The 17233-nt window shown below is 60.8% G+C and carries 11 protein-coding genes and 3 pseudogenes; 4 read left to right on the forward strand and 10 right to left on the reverse strand.

Going from position 1 to position 17233, the window contains the following annotated elements:
- Positions 1–3: 3 nt before the first annotated feature.
- The 3 genes from AC0L7P_RS12600 to AC0L7P_RS12610 form a co-directional block, all read right to left on the reverse strand.
- Positions 4–1164 (reverse strand): carbohydrate ABC transporter permease, encoded by a 1161-nt coding sequence (locus AC0L7P_RS12600; protein ID WP_473433065.1) that lies wholly within the window; start codon positions 1162–1164, stop codon positions 4–6.
- Complete coding sequence (locus AC0L7P_RS12605; protein ID WP_473433066.1) at positions 1164–2165, reverse strand: carbohydrate ABC transporter permease; 1002 nt, start codon at positions 2163–2165, stop codon at positions 1164–1166. The genes AC0L7P_RS12600 and AC0L7P_RS12605 overlap by 1 nt, the downstream gene beginning before the upstream one ends.
- A 113-nt stretch (positions 2166–2278) precedes the next feature.
- A complete protein-coding gene (locus AC0L7P_RS12610; protein WP_473433067.1) occupies positions 2279–3631 on the reverse strand; it encodes an ABC transporter substrate-binding protein in 1353 nt (450 codons plus the stop codon).
- 257 nt (positions 3632–3888) lie between these two features.
- Between AC0L7P_RS12610 and AC0L7P_RS12615 the strand changes: the two are divergent.
- The 4 genes and pseudogenes from AC0L7P_RS12615 to AC0L7P_RS12630 all read left to right on the forward strand — a co-directional run.
- Positions 3889–4915, forward strand: a pseudogene (locus tag AC0L7P_RS12615) (LacI family DNA-binding transcriptional regulator); the annotation flags it as partial.
- Positions 4916–4942: 27 nt separating this feature from the next.
- Positions 4943–6263: pseudogene (locus AC0L7P_RS12620) on the forward strand (GH1 family beta-glucosidase).
- Positions 6264–6276: 13 nt separating this feature from the next.
- Positions 6277–6951 (forward strand): glucokinase, encoded by a 675-nt coding sequence (locus AC0L7P_RS12625; protein WP_473433068.1) that lies wholly within the window; start codon positions 6277–6279, stop codon positions 6949–6951.
- Complete coding sequence (locus AC0L7P_RS12630) at positions 6948–7250, forward strand: glucokinase (protein ID WP_473433069.1); 303 nt, start codon at positions 6948–6950, stop codon at positions 7248–7250. Before AC0L7P_RS12625 ends, AC0L7P_RS12630 begins: the two co-directional genes overlap by 4 nt.
- Positions 7251–7255: 5 nt before the next feature.
- Here the strand turns inward: AC0L7P_RS12630 and AC0L7P_RS12635 are convergent, their stop codons facing one another.
- The 7 genes and pseudogenes from AC0L7P_RS12635 to glgC form a co-directional block, all read right to left on the reverse strand.
- Entirely contained in the window at positions 7256–8875 is a 1620-nt protein-coding gene (locus AC0L7P_RS12635) for an FMN-binding glutamate synthase family protein (RefSeq protein WP_473433070.1), read from the reverse strand.
- 24 nt (positions 8876–8899) lie between these two features.
- Positions 8900–10531, reverse strand: coding sequence for an alpha-D-glucose phosphate-specific phosphoglucomutase (locus AC0L7P_RS12640; protein WP_473433071.1), 1632 nt, complete (start codon positions 10529–10531; stop codon positions 8900–8902).
- A 7-nt stretch (positions 10532–10538) separates the two neighbouring features.
- Positions 10539–12047: a 4-alpha-glucanotransferase gene (gene malQ / locus AC0L7P_RS12645; protein ID WP_473433072.1), complete on the reverse strand. Its 1509-nt coding sequence runs from the start codon at positions 12045–12047 to the stop codon at positions 10539–10541.
- Positions 12044–12406, reverse strand: a complete 363-nt coding sequence (locus AC0L7P_RS12650) for a hypothetical protein (RefSeq protein WP_473433073.1) — start codon at positions 12404–12406, stop codon at positions 12044–12046. Before AC0L7P_RS12650 ends, malQ begins: the two co-directional genes overlap by 4 nt.
- Positions 12403–14421, reverse strand: a complete 2019-nt coding sequence (gene glgX / locus AC0L7P_RS12655) for a glycogen debranching protein GlgX (RefSeq protein ID WP_473433074.1) — start codon at positions 14419–14421, stop codon at positions 12403–12405. Before glgX ends, AC0L7P_RS12650 begins: the two co-directional genes overlap by 4 nt.
- Positions 14422–14485: 64 nt before the next feature.
- Positions 14486–15916 carry a glycogen synthase GlgA gene (gene glgA / locus AC0L7P_RS12660; RefSeq protein ID WP_473433075.1) on the reverse strand — a complete coding sequence of 477 codons (1431 nt, stop codon included), beginning with the start codon at positions 15914–15916 and terminating at the stop codon, positions 14486–14488.
- Positions 15913–17176: pseudogene (glgC, locus tag AC0L7P_RS12665) on the reverse strand (glucose-1-phosphate adenylyltransferase). The gene glgA and the pseudogene glgC overlap by 4 nt, the downstream one beginning before the upstream one ends.
- Positions 17177–17233 lie beyond the last annotated feature (57 nt).

Here is a 17233-nt window from a genome sequence, read left to right on the forward strand (position 1 = left end):
TCCTTACTTGACCGAGCCGGCCAACAGGCCGCGCACGAGATATTTCTGCATCATGAAAAACACCAGCAACGGCACCGAGATCGACACAAAGGCCGAGGTTGCCAGAATTTCCCAATTTCCGCCCCGGGTGCCCAACAATTCAACAATCTGTTTGGTCATCACCGTGGTTTCGCCGGTTGAATCGATCAGGAACACCAGCGCGACCAGAAGATCGTTCCATGTCCAGAGAAACTGAAAGATCGCGAAACTGGCCAGGGCGGGAAAAGACAGGGGCAGGATGATTTTCACGAAGATCTGAAAATCCGTCGCGCCATCCACCTTGGCGTTTTCAATGATGTCGCGGGGCAATCCCACCATGTAATTGCGCAACAGATAGATCGCCAGGGGCAACCCGAACCCGGTATGGGCCAGCCACGCGCCCAGATACCCCTTGCCGATGCCAATTTCGTTGTGAAACTTCAACAGCGGGATCAGCGCCAGTTGCAGCGGCACCACCAACAGGGCAACAACGGCGGCAATCAACAGGGAACGCCCGGGAAAATCCATCCAGGCAAGGGCATAAGCCGCAAAGGCCGCCACCAGAATGGGGATGATCGTCGCCGGGATCGTCACCGTCAGGGTATTGAAAAATGCCTTGGTCATGCCTTCGCGGTTGTCAGGGTCAAACAGCACGTTTTCATAGTTTCGCAGGGTGAATTCCGGCGGGGTTTTGGCGGTGACAAACACCCGTTCGCCGCGCCGCCCACTGAATTCGGTGTCGCCTTCAAGCCGGTAATCGCCGTTCTTTTGCACGGTCAAACGGCCATCCTCGCCCATATCGACGGTTTCGCCCACCTTATAGGCGGCCACATCGCGCGAAGATGTGCCCCAGACGGAGATTGTCGCATCGGGGCGCGGTTTGCCGTCTTCCACGAACAGATTGCCCTGGGTGACGTAAAGATTACCCTCTTGTACCTGATCGGCGGGCGGTGCGGTGCGCAGGATCAGGTTTTGTTCCGAGGGAAACATCGCCCGCCACCAGCCCGATGTCGCGATCTGATCGGCGGTGCGGAATGAACTGACCAACAGGCCCACGGTCGGGAACAGCCACAGGGCCACCAGCACGACAACCGAGATGTGAACCGCCCATGTCAGCGATGATTTGGTTCCGGCAATGTTATCCATCAACGCATCTCCTTGCGGGCGCTATAGACGTTCCAGACAAGGATCGGTGACACCAGCAGCATGATGATCATCGCGCTGGCCGACCCCACGCCCCAATCGTTGGCGCGGAACAATTTATCATACATGTAATTGGCCAGAACCTGCGTGCCCCACTGGCCGTTGGTCATGGCAAAGACGATATCGAACACCTTGAGAACGACGATGGTGATGGTCGTCCAGACCACAACGATGGTGGTGGCGATTTGCGGCATCTTGATCTTGAAAAACACCTGAAACGGGTTGGCACCGTCGACAATCGCCGCCTCGATGGTTTCTTCGGGAATACCGCGCAGGGCCGCCGACAGGATCACCATGGCAAAACCGGTCTGAATCCAGATCAGCACCACCATCAGCAACAGCGAATTCCAGAACGGATTGGTCAGCCATTGTTGCGGTTCAGCCCCGCCAAGCGCCAGATAGATCGCGTTCATCACGCCAATCTGTTCCTGATCCACAGGGCGGGTGTCATAAACCAGTTTCCAGATCACCGCCGCCCCGACAAAGGAAATCGCCATGGGCATGAAGATCAGGGATTTCGCGATCGCCCCCCATTTGATCCGGTCGGTCAGTTGCGCCGCCAACAGGCCGAACATGGTCGAAAACGCCGGCACGATCAGCAACCACAGGAAATTATTGGTCAGCGCCTCCCAGAATTTCGGCTCGGCGGCCATCTGGCGGTAATTGGCAAGGCCCACAAACGCGCCGCCCTGACTGCGATCCGTCAGCGACAGGCGCAGGGTTTCAACCACCGGATAGGCCAGATAAAGCCCCAGCGCGATCAGCGCGGGCGCCAGAAACAACCACGGGCGGATCAGATTGGCGCGGTTGATGTTGCGCCCGGCGTGTTTGCCCCGGGGCGGAAACAGAACCTTGTCCAGAAACTGATTGGAAAAATAGTAATAAGCGACGCAACCGCCGACGCCGATCACAATGGTCAAAAGACCCTGAAGCGCTGGATGCATTCTTCCCCCCGTGGCGTTGAATTCGGGTCTGATGCCCGGATTGCGCGGGGCGGGCGAAACCGCCCCGCATGCGATCACGGGGCGCCGCGCGGGCGCCCCGGATCATGCACCGTTTATTTCAGCGCGTCCCAGCTGTTCTGAATGGCCTTGGCCACATCGGCGGCGGATTCGCCCCCGGCATAATCCACCATTCCGGTCCAGAACGAACCGGCCCCAACGCCGCCCGGCATCAGATCGGACCCGTCAAAGCGGAAGGTCGTGGCATTCAGCAGAACATCGTTCAGCGCCTTTTGCGTCGGGTCGGCAAACAGATCGGTGTTCGCGCCCTTGTGCGGGGTCAGGAAACCCGATTGCGCCATCCACAATTCATGGGCCAGGGGCGTTTCCAGGAATTTGATCAGGTCATGCGCCGCCTCGCTGTCCTTGGTGATGGCCCAAAGCGTGCCTGCGCCCAACACCGGCTTGCCCAGATCCTTTTCCTCGTAGGCGGGGAAATAGAAGAAATCGGCATCGGCCCCCACCATGGTGCCTTCGGGGAAAAAGGCCGGAATAAAGCTGGCCTGACGGTGCATGTAGCACTGCGGCGGTGATGAGAACAAACCCTTGGGGCTGTCACGGAAATCGGTGCTGGCCACGGCATCGGCACCACCGGCGACAAAGGCATCGTTGCGGGCGAACCAACCGAATTCGTCGATCGCGGCCACAACGCGCGGGTCGTCGAATTTGACATCGTTGGTGACCCATCCGTCATAAACCTCGGGCGGCTGGGTGCGCAGCATCATATCCTCGACCCAGTCGGTGGCCGGCCACCCCGTGGCGCCCCCGCTGCCCAGACCGATGCACCAAGGCGTTTCGCCGTCGTCCACGATCTGCTGGGTCAGCGCCTTCAGCTCTTCCATGGTTTGGGGCACTTCGTAACCGGCATCCTCGAAATTTTCGGGGCTGTACCAGACCAGAGATTTCACATCGACCTTGTAGAAAAAGCCGAACAATTCGTCGTTGCCTGCCTTGTCCTTATAGGTGCCAAGATCGACCCAGGATTGCCCGGCGGCGTAATTATCCCTGACCCAATCGGCGGTTTCATCGCCCAGCGGGGTCAGAAAACCCCGTGCGGCCATATCCTTGGCCAACCCCGGCTGGGGAAATACGGCGACGTTGGGGGCCGATCCTGCCTCGGCATCGACGACGATCTGCTGTTCAAAACTGTCCGACCCGGTATAGCGCACATCGGCGCCCGTCGCATAAGCGAAATAGGCCAGAACGTTTTCAACAAACCCCTGATCCGGGCCAAGCCATGGGCCAAACACCGTCAACTGCTGACCGCTCAGATCCATGTCCTTGATCGGCTCAAGGCTGTCCCAACTGAAATCACCCTCGCCCGGGGCAAACGGCAGATCGGCCTGCGCCTGTGCCATGCCCGTGGACAGCGCGATCACGGCTGCCCCGGCAAAAAGCATCTTGTTCATGGTAAATTCCCTCCCGAATTTTGCGCGATGGCGCGCATCATTTCTCTCGGCGCGATGGAATCGGCCCAAAGCGCTTTGAATGCTGTGACCGTCGCTGATCATCTTCGCTGTGTCAATCGGCCTTGGGGATTAATCTAGCAAAACCAAACTGAAAGGCAAATTTCCGTGCTGCGCCGCAGCATTCGCAACCTTTGACCTTGCAAGCCGACTTGGCTAGTGTCACTCGGAAATTGAAAGCGCTTTGGAACCCCAACGACATGAATCTCCGCGAACTTTCTCAGGTGCTGGGCTTGTCCCAAACCACGGTCAGCCGGGCGTTGAACGGGTATCCCGAAGTCAACGAAGCCACGCGGCTGCGGGTGGTGGCGGCGGCGCGCAAACACAATTATCGCCCCAACACACGGGCCAAGGGGCTGGCCACCGGGCGGGCCATGGCGATTGCCCACATCATTCCCGTGTCGTCGCAACACGAGGTGGTCAATCCGGTCTTTGCCGATTTCATTGCCGGTGCCGGTGAAACCTATGCCCGGCACGGCTATGACATGGTTCTGTCCATGACCGGCGGGCGCGAAGAGGCACAGCTTTACCGCGAACTTGCTGCAAAGCGTTCGGTGGACGGGATCATCGTGCACGCCCCCAAGCTGAAGGATGAGCGGCCGGCGCTGCTGGCGGACCTCGCCCTGCCCTTTGTGGTGCATGGCCGGTTCGGCGGGCCGACGGCGGGGTATAACTGGCTCGATATGAACAACCGGCGCGCCTTTGCCCGGGCCACCGGTTTTCTGGCGGAACTGGGCCACCGGCAGATCGGGCTGTTGAACGGGCTTGAAACGATGGATTTTGCTGCACGGCGGCGCGATGGCTATCTTGAGGCCCTGCGCAATCACGGCATCGCGCCCGACCCTCTGATCATGGTGTCCCACGAGATGACCGAATTCAACGGCTATGACGCGACACTGGCACAATTGGACGGCCCCGATCCGCCCACTGCTTTTCTGACCTCATCAATGATTACCGCACTTGGTGTGCGCCGGGCCTGTCATGAACGGGGCCTGGCCATGGGGCGTGACATTTCCCTGATCAGCCACGATGATGATCTTTCGTATTTCCGCAACGGCGGGCGGGTGCCTGATTTCACCTCGCTGCGGCTCGCCGGTGCGCGACCATGGGCGGCTGGCGGCGGAAATGCTGCTTCGGGTGATTGATGACCCGGCATCAGCGCCCATAACCGAACTTCTTGAGGCCGATTTTCAGATCGGCCTGTCCACCGGCCCGGCCCCGCACCGCGCCGCCCTGCCAGACAAGGATGATGCAATGAATCTGTCCCGCCGCGATTTTCCCGAAGGGTTCCTGTTTGGGGCCGCCACCTCGGCCTATCAGATCGAAGGCCACGCCCAGGGCGGCGCGGGCCAAACCCATTGGGATACCTTCGCCGCAACCCCCGGCAATGTGGCAGGTGCCGAAAACGGTGATGTTGCCTGCGATCATTACAATCGCCTGGATCAGGATCTGGACCTGCTGAAGGCCGGAAATTTTGACGTTTACCGCTTTTCCACCAGTTGGGCGCGGGTGCTGCCCGAAGGACGCGGAACTGTGAACCAGGAGGGGCTGGATTTTTACGACCGTCTGGTCGATGGCCTGCTGGAACGGGGGCTGAAAACTGCCGCAACGCTGTATCATTGGGAATTGCCGGTGCAACTGGCCGATCTGGGGGTGGCGCAACCGCGACATCGCCAGCTGGTTTGCCGATTTCACCGAGGTGATCATGGGCCGCATCGGCGACCGGCTCTGGAGTGCGGCGCCGATCAACGAACCTTGGTGTGTTGGCTGGCTGTCGCATTTCCTTGGCCACCACGCCCCTGGTATGCGCGATATCCGCGCAACCGCCCATGCCATGCACCATGTTTTGCTGGCCCATGGGCGGGCAATCGAAACCATGCGCGGGCTGGGGATGAAAAACCTCGGGGCCGTGTGCAATTTTGAATATGCCACCCCCGCCGATGCCACCCCCGAAGCGGCAAAGGCGGCCACCCTTTATGATGGCTATTACAACCGGTTCTTTCTCTCGGGCATTTTCAACAAATCCTATCCCGCTGACGTGATGGAGGGGCTGGGGCCGCATATGCCCAAGGGCTGGCAGGATGATTTCGATGTAATTTCGACCCCCGTCGATTGGGTCGGCATCAATTATTACACCCGCAAGATCATCGCGCCCGACGATGGCCCGTGGCCCCATCACCACGAAGTGCCCGGCCCCCTGCCCAAAACCCAGGTAGGATGGGAGATTTTCCCCGAGGGTCTTTACGCCTTTCTGAAACGCACCCACGAAGGATACGCCCGTGGCCTGCCAATATACGTGACCGAAAACGGGCTGGCCAATGACGACCGGCTGATCGGCGGCGCGGTGAATGACCGGGCGCGGATTGAGTATCTCAACGCCCATATGGCCAAGGTGAAACAGGCCTGTGACGAAGGTATCCCGGTCAAGGGCTATTTCACCTGGTCGCTTATGGACAACTACGAATGGTCCCTGGGGTATGAGCCGCGCTTTGGCTTGGTGCATGTGGATTTCGACACCTTGCAGCGCACCCCCAAAGCGTCCTATCACGCCCTTGCTGCCGCTTTGGCGCGCTGACTGCGGGGCTGACATGACCGAATATGCCGATGACACCCTGTCTCTTGTTGCCGATATCGGTGGCACCAACACCCGCGTTGCCCTGGCGCGCGGGCCGCTGATTTTGCCTGAAACGGTCACGCGGTTTCGCAACGCGGATCACGACGGGCTTAATTCGGTGTTGGGGCAATATCTGGCCGATCAGGGCGGTGTTGATTGCGCCGGGGCCTGCGTGGCGGTGGCCGGGCCGGTGCATGACGGACGCGCCACCCTGACCAATCTGGACTGGACGATTGACCGCGATACGTTGGCGACGGCCACAAAAGCCGAAAAGGTGTCCATTCTCAATGACCTGCAAGCCCAAGGTCATGCATTGGATCATCTTGATCCGGGCAATCTTTGCCCGATTTTACCGGGGGAACACGGTGGCGAACATGCCGCGAAACTGGTGATTGGCGTGGGCACCGGATTTAATGCCGCGCCGGTTTACAACACCGAAACCGGCCGCTATGTGCCCCCGGCCGAAGCGGGCCATACCAACCTGCCGATCCGCACCGAAGAGGATCTGCGCCTGTCGCGTTTCGTTGAAGATGCCCACGGATTTCCGGCGATCGAAGACGTTCTTTCGGGCCGGGGCCTTACCCGGGTTTATAGCTGGCTGTCCCATGAGGCGGGTGCGCGGCGCGATCTGCCCCCTCTGACATCATGAAGGCGCTGGCATCGGGCGACGATCCGCTGGCGGCGGAAACGGTGCGGGTGTTCACCCGGATGCTGGGCACGGTCACCGGAAACCTTGCCCTGAACACCCTGCCCTTTGGCGGGATTTATCTGGTCGGCGGGGTGACCCGGGCGATCACCCCCTATCTGGTTGATTTCGGCTTTGGCACCGCGTTCCGCGACAAGGGGCGCTTTGCCGATTTCACCGATCAGTTCGCCGTGTCGGTGGTCGAAGACGATTACGCCGCCCTCACCGGCTGTGCGGGCCACCTCAACGGGCTGCCCGCCTGAGTTTCTCAGACATAGGCGCCCTGAGGCGCGAAACTTTCAGAGCGGGCGCGGTTCCAGCGTTCAAGATAGCCCGATCCGCAGTCTTCGCCGCGCAGCAGAAATCCGATGGGTTTATAGGGAAACACCTCTTCGCCGGTCACCATTTCGCCGCTGGAATCGCGCTGCATGAAATGATGTGGCAAAAAGGCGCGCGGATCTGACAGGCCCGCGGCCCCCGACATTTCGGCCAGCGCCTTGAGCGTGTTGCCATGAAACTTGGCCACACGTTTCCATTTGTCCGCAACCACCAACGCACGCTGGCGCAGGGGATCCTGGGTGGTCACCCCCACCGGACAATGGTTGGTGTGGCAGGCCTGTGCCTGAATGCAGCCGACCGAAAACATGAACCCCCGGGCCGAATTGGCCCAATCGGCGCCCAAAGCAAAGGCATGGGCAATGTCAAACGCATGGATCAGCTTGCCCGACGCGCCCAGCTTTATCTCATCGCGCAGCCCCGCGCCGCGCAAGGTGTTGTGAACAAACGTCAGCCCCTCGGTCAGGGGCATCCCGATATGGTTGGCAAATTCCAGAGGCGCCGCGCCGGTGCCACCCTCTTTGCCATCCACGACAATGAAATCAGGGCGAATTCCGGTTTCAATCATCGCCTTGACCAGACACATGAATTCACGCCGGTGGCCGACACACAGCTTGAATCCCACGGGTTTGCCCTTGGACAGATCGCGCAACTTCTGAATGAAATGACACAGCTCAAGCGGGGTGGAAAATGCCGAATGGCCCGCGGGCGACACACAATCCTTGCCCATGGGGATTCCGCGCGCCTCGGCGATTTCATGGCTGATCTTGCTGGCGGGCAGCATCCCGCCATGGCCCGGTTTGGCCCCCTGCGACAGCTTGATCTCGATCATTTTCACCTGATCGCCATTGGCGTTCTCGGCGAATTTATCGGCGTTGAACGATCCGTCATCGTTGCGGCAGCCGAAATAGCCTGAACCGATTTCCCAGATCAGATCGCCGCCGCCCTCGCGGTGATAGCGCGAAATCCCGCCCTCGCCCGTGTCATGGGCAAAACCGCCCGCCTTGGCGCCTTTGTTCAGGGCCAGAATGGCATTGGCCGACAGCGCGCCAAACGACATGGCCGAGATGTTATAGATCGACGCATCATAGGGCTGACGGCATTCCGGCCCGCCGATGGTGACGCGGATATCCGGGTCGTCGATATGGCAGGGGTTCACCGAATGGGTCAGCCATTTATACCCCGGTTCATAGACCTTTTGTTTGGTGCCAAAGGGACGCGCCGATTCCTGCCCCTTGGCGCGCTGATAAACGATGCTGCGTTCTTCACGCGAAAACGGTTCTTCCTCATTGTCGCCCTCGATCAGGTATTGCCGGATCTCGGGGCGGATCTGTTCAAAGAAATAGCGGATCTGCCCCAGAACCGGGTAATTGCGCAGCACCGCGTGATGGGTTTGAAACAGATCATGAATTCCCAAAAGGGTGGCACCGCCAAAGACGACAACGCCGATCCACCCCCAAGGCGAATAGGACAACCAGAGCAATGACAGCAGAAAAAGCAAAATCGCGATGGCAAAAGTGGAAAAGCGGATCAACTCTTTAAGCTTGTGCATGTCAACTCCCTTGGTCGTTTCGTATCAGGTGCGCACATCCGGCGCGTCGCGGCCAGTAAATTCGCGGATACCGGCGATGTGATCTGCCCTTGCGATCATCTCTTTAAGAGCATTCTGTGTCTCTTTGGTAAACCCCGCCGGATCATCTGACACGTCCTCGATATATACGCGCAGTGTTGCCCCCACGGTGCCTGTCCCCGACAGACGATAGACAATGCGCCCGCCGCCCTGAAACGATACCCGCAACCCCTGGGACGTGGCGCGCGATCCGTCCACCGGATCGTCATAGGCAAATTCATCTGCGCCGTCGACCGACGCGCCCATCACATCGCTGCCCACCAGATCACCCAGCCGGGCGCGCAAGCCATCCATCATGGCGTTGGCTTTTGCAGCATCCACCGCTTCGTAATCATGGCGGGAATAGAAATTGCGCCCGAATTCGGCCCAGTGATCCTGCATCAGCTGCGCCACCGATTTTCCGGTTTTGGCCAGAATATTCAGCCACAACAGAACGGCCCAAAGCCCATCCTTTTCGCGCACATGGTCACTGCCGGTGCCGGCGGATTCTTCACCACACAGGGTTATGCGGCCATCATCCAGAAGGTTGCCGAAAAATTTCCACCCCGTGGGCGTTTCATAACAATCCAGCCCGCGTTTTGCCGCCACCCGGTCCAGCGCCCGCGACGTGGGCATGGAGCGCGCCACCCCTTTCAGGCCGCCAGCATAGGCCGGCGCCAGATGCGCGTTGGCGGCCAGCACCGCAAGGCTGTCGGACGGACCGACGTAACAGCCGCGCCCGACGATCATGTTGCGGTCGCCGTCGCCGTCGCTGGCAGCGCCCAAATCAGGGGCCTTGTCGCCCATCATCACATCCATCAATTCCCTGGCCCAGATCGGGTTGGGGTCGGGGTGGCCACCGCCGAAATCGGGGCTGGGTGTGGCATTCACCACGCTGCCTTTGGCCGCCCCCAAAACGCCCTCAAGGATCGCCGTGGCATAGGGGCCGGTGATCGCGTGCATGGCATCAAACCGGAGGGTAAAGCCCGACTGAAACAGGGCGCGGATCGCGTCGAAATCAAACAGCTTTTCCATCAGCGCGGCGTAATCGGCCACGGGATCGACAACTTCGACCTCCATATCGCCCAACCGGATGGTGCCAAGCACCGCCAAATCGACATCCTGCGCCTCAAGGATCTGATATTGCGTGATGTTCTGCGTGGCCGCCACCATGCGGTTGGTCACCTCTTCGGGGGCCGGGCCGCCGTTGGGCATGTTGAACTTGACGCCGAAATCCTCGTCCGGGCCACCGGGGTTGTGGCTGGCCGACATGATGATCCCACCGTCAGTCTGGCGCAAACGGATCAGATTGCTGGCGGCGGGGGTCGACAGCAACGCCCCCTGCCCCACAATCACCTTTTTCGCCCCACCGGCAGCGGCCATGCGCAGGATCACCTGCGCGGCACGGTCGTTGAAATAGCGCCCGTCACCACCCAGCACCAGGGTTTTTCCCTGAACCCCGTCAATGGCCGCCCATATCGCGGCGATGAAATTTTCCAGGTAATGCGGCCCCATGAACACGCGGGTTTTCTTGCGCAGCCCGCTGGTGCCCGGCTTTTGCCCTTCGATCGGGGCGGTCTTGACGGTGATAACGCTCATCTCTTCCTCATCTTCCTGCGGTTTTCATGATTTTCGCGGTTTCCACCACACCCGGGTGATCGGCCAGCTTTGCCGCCTTTATGCCCAGACGGCGCCGCCAGTTGGGGTGATCATACACGGTTCCGGGCAGATTGGGCTGTTCGATATGGGCCAGGGCATCTTCGGCCTGCACCGCCACAAGGCGCGACGGTGTTCCCGCCAGAAACCCGTTCAACCGACCGATATTTGTGCCGCCGATGGTGGTGGCCAGCGCCGCGACCTCGGCCTCTCGCCGCACCTTGGCGCGGGTTGCGGCATCGGCGGGCAGGCTGCCCAATGTTTCGCGCCATTCAATATCGCGCCCCCGCCGCCAGCCGCGATAAGTGGGCAGATCGTGACTGGCGAACGACGTCAGCACGTCGCGGTCATAGCCGCAGGCGGGTTTGAACACGGGCGTTGCCGCATCCCAGTCCTGTTCGAACATGGCAACCCGACACCCCAGTATGCCCGCCGCCTTCAGATCCTGTTGCAGCCCTTCGGGGATGTTGCCCAGATCCTCACCGATGATCACCGCGCCCACCCGCGCCGCCTCGATCCTTGCGACGGCCAGCAACGCCGCCTTGGGCATGGTCACATAGGCGCCGGGGCCGTGTTCGGGCACCCAGAAGGCCCGCTCAAACCCCAGAATATGGTCGATCCGCAGCACCCGGGCAAAACGCAACTGCGCCCGCAGGATTTCGGCCAGGGCGCGAAACCCGGTGCGTTCCAGATGCAGAGGGCGCATGGGGGCCAGATTCCACCGCTGGCCATCTGCCGAAAACGCATCAGGCGGCGCGCCCAGCGAACAGCCCGGTGCAAACAGATCGGGATCGCCCCATGTTTCCGCCCCCGCCGGATGGGTGCCAACAGCCAGATCAAGATACAGCCCCAGCGCCATGTCATCCGTCGCGGCGCGCACATCAGCCAGCTGTACCTCGGCCTGCCATTGCAGCCATGCGTGATATTGCACCGCATCGCCATTGGCCTCGGCAAAGGCGGCCACCTCGGGCGACAGCGGATCGTGCAAGGCCTTTGGCCAGTCGGGCCAATAGGGGCCGTGCACTTGCGACAGGGCCTGATGCAGGGCAAACCGGTGCAACGCTTCGCCCTCGGCCGCGACAAAGGCATCGAACTGCGGATCGCCGGAAAAGGCCGCCCAGGCATTGTGCAACGCCACATGCTGCGCCTGCAAGACGGCGGGATACTCAATCAGTTCTGCGTGGTCGTCCGGGGTGGCGCCCGCTTCGATGTGCAGGGTGGAAAACCGGCGGCGGCTGGAGGGGGAATAGGGGCTAAAGGCCATGGGATCGGTGGGAAACCCGGCATGAATCGGGTTAAGCCCCACAAACGCGGCGCCGCGCCCGGCCATCCCCCGGGCAACCACAGCCAGATCGGCGTAACTGCCCACGCCCCCCTGTTGCGCGGTGCGCAAGCCATACAGCGGCAGGGTCATCCCCCAATGGGGCGGCGGGGCGGGCAGGCACGCCGGGGCGGTCAACAGCCATGTATCATGCCCCCCAGTGAAAGGCGGTGAATGCCCGGCGGCAGGGCGGGCAACGGCCCCTGCCCCTGACGCACCTCGCCGGTGTCCAGAAACAACTCCCAATCGCCCGTCAGATTTGGGCCGGGTTGACCCGCCTCAACCACCAACCAATGGGGCAGGTCGCGCGCCGCCGCCTCATCCTGCAACGTGTTCAAGGCATCGCTCAGGGCCGTGTCCGAGGTGACATCAAACCCCATCGCCGCAACGATGGCGGCCATGGTTTCGGCGCTGGTGTCGTGCCAGGTGTCGGTCTGATCCTGATAGCAGGGCATCACCCCCAGCCATTCGGCCAAACGTGCAAGTGGCGTTGTCATGGGGCCCGCTCCAGCGCCAGTACCGCCAGGCTATGGGCCGCGACCTCGATACTGCCCTGGGCCGGCTTTGTGGGGCCCGTGGGATCGGCGGTATCAATTGCATGGCGCCAGATCCGGCCTTGGGGCGTTTCGGGCAATGTGACGGTGGCCGCGGCACCGGCGTTGAACACCGCGAACACCGCGGTTTCCGTTGTGCCGTAAAATGGCGTTCCCGATGCCGTGCGCATTTCGACACAGATGCAATTCAACCCCGGATCCTGCCAGCAGCCATCAGAGATCGGCGCCCCGTCAGCCATGCGCCAAAACACATCCGCCTTGCCGTCGATCGCCCTTTCCTGGGCATGCAGAAACAACTTTTGCCGCAAAATCGGGTGGTCACGGCGAAACGCGATCATCCGGCGCGTGAAATCATGAAAATCGCTGTCGGCCTTTGACCAGTCGATCCAACTGATGGAATTGTCCTGACAATAGGCGTTGTTGTTGCCCTTTTGCGAATGGCCCAACTCATCGCCCGCCAACAACATCGGCGTGCCCTGAGACAGAAACAGCGTCGCCATCATATTGCGCCGCCGCTGCGCGCGGGCCGCCAGAACGGCGGGTTTCTGGGTTTCGCCCTCAACCCCCATATTGTCCGAGAAATTCTCGCCGTGGCCGTCCATGCCATATTCGCCGTTGGAAATGTTGTGTTTTTCGTTATAGGATACAACATCTTGCAGGGTGAACCCATCATGGGCCGTCACCAGATTGACCGAACTTGTCGCGGGCCGGCCCGAATGGTCAAACTGCAACGCGGAACCGGTCAACCGGTCGGCAAGCCCCGGCGCCAGACCCGGATCCATCCGCCAAAACCGACGCACGCTGTCACGATACTTGTCATTCCATTCCATGAACGGCGGTGGAAACGCGCCCAGTTGATACCCACCGGGGCCAATATCCCAGGGTTCGGCAATCAGTTTCGTGCCCGTCAGAACCGGATCCTGCCGGATCGCATCAAAAAATGCCGCCCCCCGGTCAAACCCCGTGTCAGTGCGCCCAAGGGTGGAACACAGATCAAAGCGAAACCCGTCGACATGCATCACCTCGACCCAATACCGCAGTGAATCCATCACCATACGCAGTACCATGGGATGATCGACATTCAACGTGTTGCCGGTGCCCGTGTCGTTGATGTAATGGCGCGGATCATCGGCCAGGCGGTAATAGCTGGCATTGTCGAGGCCCCGAAAGGCCAGGGTCGGCCCCATTTCATTGCCTTCGCAGGTGTGGTTGTAAACCACATCCATCAACACCTCGATGCCCGCAGAATGGAACCGCGCAACCATCTGTTGAAACTCGGCAATCTGTCCCCGGTGCAGATAGCGCGGCTCGGGTGCGAAAAACCCAAGGGTTTGATAGCCCCAGTAGTTGGTAAGCCCCTTTTCCACCAGAAACCGGTCGTTCAGGAACGCCTGGGCGGGCAACAGCTCGATCGCCGTGATCCCCAGATCGGTCAGGTAATCCAGCATCGGATCAGACGCCATGCCAAGGAATGTGCCGGGCAGATCGACACTGGGGTGCAGCGCCGTCAGGCCCTTGACGTGGGCCTCATAAATCACCGAATTCTGAATTGGCGTTTGCGGCGCCCCATCCCTGCCCCACGAGAATGCCGGGTCTTCAACCACCGAGCGCGGCATATAGACCGCACTGTCGCGCTTATCGAAACTCAGATCCCCGGTCGGCGCGCCAACGGTATAGCCCATGAGCGCATCGTGCCATTCCGGATGGCCGGTCAGGCGTTTCGCATAGGGATCGATCAACAATTTGTTGGCGTTGAAACGGTGGCCCTCATCAGGGGCATAGGGGCCATGGGCGCGCAACCCGTATTGCTGCCCCGGGCGCATCCCTGAAATATAGCCGTGCCAGACATCGCCATCCCGTTCCGGCAGGTCAAGGCGCGCCACCTCGTGTTTGCCATCCTCGGAAAACAGGCACAGCACCATACGGGCGGCATGTTCGGAAAAGACGGCGAAATTCACGCCGTCGCCGTCAAAGGTCGCGCCAAGGGGGCGGCGCGCCCGGCTGTCATCACGAAAGGGCTGGTCATGGGGCGGCTGTCACTGTCCGGTAAAGGGCGGCATATTCAGCCGCCGAGGTTTCCCAGCCCACGGGGTGGGCCATGGCGTTTTGTTGAATCCGCGCCCAGACGTCAGGCTGAGCGTAAAGATCGCAAAGCTGATCCAGCGCGCCCGCCAGGGCATCGGCGGTTATGGGCGCAAACTGAATGCCCGTGGCCACGCCCGCACGCAGCGCCGCGTCATTGGCCGCGATCACCGTATCGGCCAGCCCCCCGGTCAGCGACACCAGCGGCACCGTGCCATAGCGCAGCCCGTAAAGCTGGGTCAGGCCGCAGGGTTCAAACCGCGACGGCACAAGAATGGCATCGCCCCCCGCCATCATCCGATGGCTTAACGCCTCGTCATAGCCGATGCGAACGCTCACGTTGTCGTAATGATTGGCAAGGTCTCCAAAGGCATGTTCCAGCCCCGGATCGCCGCTCCCGAGCAGAGCCAACCGCCCGCCGCGCGCCAAAAACCCGGGCAGCGCGTCGATCAACAGATCCAGCCCCTTTTGTTCGCTCAGACGCGAGATAAGAACGGCCAGCGGGCCATCGCCGGGCGGCAGGCCGAATTCCTCCAACACCCGGTGTTTATTCGCGGCCTTCCCGTCACAGGATTGATACGGCACGATATTGGGGTCACTTTCCGGGTTCCACAGGTCAAGGTCGATCCCATTCAGGATACCCGAAAGATCCCCCGCCCGTGCGCGCAACACCCCATCAAGACCCATACCGAACTCCGGCGTGAGCAACTCACGGGTGTAGGTCGGGCTAACGGTGGTCAGCCTGTCGGCGTAAACCAACCCGGCCTTCAGCGCCGAAATCCGCCCCCAGAATTCCACCCCGTCGGGGGTGAACATCCAGTGCGGCAGGCGCAGCGCATCCAGTTTGGCCGCCGGGGCCAACCCGTGAAACGCGACGTTGTGAATCGTCAGGATCGAGCGCACATCATGAATGCCCAGAGAACGCAGATAGGCAGGCGCCAGCCCCGCCTGCCAGTCGTGACAATGGAGGATTTCAGGCCGCCAATCCGCCGCGCCTTCGCGCGCAATCCGGGCGGCCATCCACGACAGGGCGGCGAAACGCTCGGGGTTGTCGCTCCAATCCTGCCCGGCGGCATTCAGATAGATCAAGCCGGGCCGGTCAAACAGGTGCGGGGCGCGCAGGATCAACAGATCAAGCGCACCGGCCTTGGCCGCCATAACATCGCCCCGGTCACCGAACAGATCGTCCTCGGTCAGCACCACATCGCCAAGGTCCACCTTGGCCAGAACCGCAGGATAGCCGGGGATCAGGGTGCGCATCTGCACCCCCTGCCCGGTCATCGCCCCGGGCAAGGCGCCGACCACATCGGCCAGACCGCCGGTTTTCACCAGCGGCGCGCATTCCGACGCAACCGACAGCACCTGCATCATTTGGCAGCGGCCCGCAGATCCAGCATGTCCTGGGTGATCAGGGTGACACCGCCTTCCGACACCCGAAACCACCGCGCATCTTCATCGGGGTCAATCCCCACCTGCAACCCTTCGGGAATCTGTGCCCCACGGTCGATCACCACCTTGCGCAACTTGGCGTTGCGGCCAATGGTGGCATAGGGCAGCACCACCGCCTGTTCGAGGCTGGAATAGGAATTGGTGTGAACCTGCGTGAACAGCAGACTTTCGCGGATTTCGCTTCCTGAAATCACGCACCCCCGGCAACCAGAGAAGAAAGCGCCATGCCACGCCGGTCTGGCGCATCGTGGACGAATTTGGCGGGGGGAACGGATTCAGAATACGTCCAGATCGGCCATTGTTTGTCCCAGAGATCAAGATCGGGGGTAAAGCCGGTCAGGTCGATATTGGCCTTCCAGAAGGCATCAATCGTGCCCACATCGCGCCAGTATGCGGGTGCCGCCGGGTCGTGTTTCACACAACTGTCCTCAAACCGGTGGGCCATCGCCTTGCCGTTTTTCACGATGTCGGGAATGATGTCGCCGCCAAAGTCATGGGTCGAATTGCTGTTCTCGGAATCGCGGATCAACAGGTCGCGCAGAAAGCTCCACTTGAACACATAGATGCCCATCGACGCCAATGTGACGTTCGGATCATCGGGGGTGCCGGGGGGATCGGCGGGCTTTTCCAGAAAGCTGGTGATGCGGTCGCTTGCGTCGATATCCATGACACCAAAGGCGCTGGCCTCTTCGCGCGGCACGGTGAGGCAGCCGATGGTCACATCGGCGCCGGTCTCGACATGTTGTTGCAGCATCAGTTCGTAATCCATCTTATAGATGTGATCACCGGCCAAAATCAGAACGTATTCAATATCATAGCTGTCAACGATATCAATATTCTGGGTCACGGCATCGGCCGTTCCCAGATACCATTTGTTTTCCGAAACCCGTTGGGAGGCGGGCAGGATATCAAGGTATTCGTTGCGTTCGGCCCGGAAAAACGACCAGCCGCGCTGGCAATGGCGGATCAGGGAATGGGCCTTGTATTGGGTGGCGACGGCCATTTTCTTGATGCCCGAATTCAGGGCGTTGGACAGGGCAAAATCAATGATCCGGGTTTTGCCGCCAAAGGGCACCGCCGGTTTGGCGCGCCGGTCGGTCAGTTCCTTGAGGCGGCTGCCCCGCCCCCCGCCAGAACGAAGGCCATGCTTCTGCTGGACAATCTCGCGTTTGGTGTCGCCATGTCTTTCCCTCCCAATCTGGACTTATCGTCCCGTCTGTTTTCGACGGGTGGACCGCC

The organism is Oceaniglobus sp. K40-3, from assembly GCF_055808395.1.

Excerpts from the sequence above, each read along its gene's own strand:
- AC0L7P_RS12610 (WP_473433067.1), bottom strand. The coding sequence starts at position 3,631 with ATGAACAAGATGCTTTTTGCCGGGGCAGCCGTGATCGCGCTGTCCACG.
- AC0L7P_RS12605 (WP_473433066.1), bottom strand. The coding sequence starts at position 2,165 with ATGCATCCAGCGCTTCAGGGTCTTTTGACCATTGTGATCGGCGTCGGC.
- AC0L7P_RS12650 (WP_473433073.1), bottom strand. The coding sequence starts at position 12,406 with ATGACAACGCCACTTGCACGTTTGGCCGAATGGCTGGGGGTGATGCCC.
- AC0L7P_RS12630 (WP_473433069.1), top strand. The coding sequence starts at position 6,948 with ATGAAGGCGCTGGCATCGGGCGACGATCCGCTGGCGGCGGAAACGGTG.
- AC0L7P_RS12635 (WP_473433070.1), bottom strand. The coding sequence starts at position 8,875 with ATGCACAAGCTTAAAGAGTTGATCCGCTTTTCCACTTTTGCCATCGCG.
- AC0L7P_RS12600 (WP_473433065.1), bottom strand. The coding sequence starts at position 1,164 with ATGGATAACATTGCCGGAACCAAATCATCGCTGACATGGGCGGTTCAC.
- AC0L7P_RS12625 (WP_473433068.1), top strand. The coding sequence starts at position 6,277 with ATGACCGAATATGCCGATGACACCCTGTCTCTTGTTGCCGATATCGGT.
- glgA (WP_473433075.1), bottom strand. The coding sequence starts at position 15,916 with ATGATGCAGGTGCTGTCGGTTGCGTCGGAATGCGCGCCGCTGGTGAAA.
- AC0L7P_RS12640 (WP_473433071.1), bottom strand. The coding sequence starts at position 10,531 with ATGAGCGTTATCACCGTCAAGACCGCCCCGATCGAAGGGCAAAAGCCG.